Genomic DNA, 443 nt, shown 5'->3' with positions numbered 1-443 from the left:
CCGACCAGGAGGCGTTGTGGCAGGCGCTGTCGCTCGGCGATCTCCAGACCATCTCGTCGGATCACGCGCCGTATCGTTACGACGAGACCGGCAAGCTGCGCGCCGGTCCCAACCCGAACTTCAAGCAGATCGCGAACGGACTGCCGGGCCTCGAGCTGCGGCTGCCGCTGCTGTTCGACGCGATGGTGTCGAAGGGCCGGCTGGGCCTGGAGAAGTTCGTCGAGCTGACCTCGACCGCGCCGGCCAAGATCTACAATCTGCATCCGCGCAAGGGCTCGATCGCGGTTGGCGCCGACGCGGATATCGCGATCTGGGACCCCAATCGCGAGGTCACGATCGCCGACGAGATGATGCACGACCTCGCCGGCTACACGCCGCTTTCGGGCCGCAAGCTGAAGGGCTGGCCGGTGTCGGTGCTGTCGCGCGGCCGCGTGGTCATCGAC

At 67.3% G+C, this 443-nt stretch carries 1 protein-coding gene; it reads left to right on the top strand.

The annotated features are described in order from the left end of the window. Positions 1-443 (top strand): amidohydrolase family protein (locus VSR71_RS35105; RefSeq protein WP_342917925.1); only part of this gene is annotated, 443 nt, incomplete at both ends.

The sequence above is a fragment of the Cupriavidus oxalaticus genome (assembly GCF_038900635.1).
Taxonomy (GTDB): domain Bacteria; phylum Pseudomonadota; class Gammaproteobacteria; order Burkholderiales; family Burkholderiaceae; genus Cupriavidus; species Cupriavidus oxalaticus_B.
The sequence above is the reverse complement of the archived record's forward strand: the minus strand, read 5'-3'. Positions and strand labels throughout refer to the sequence as shown.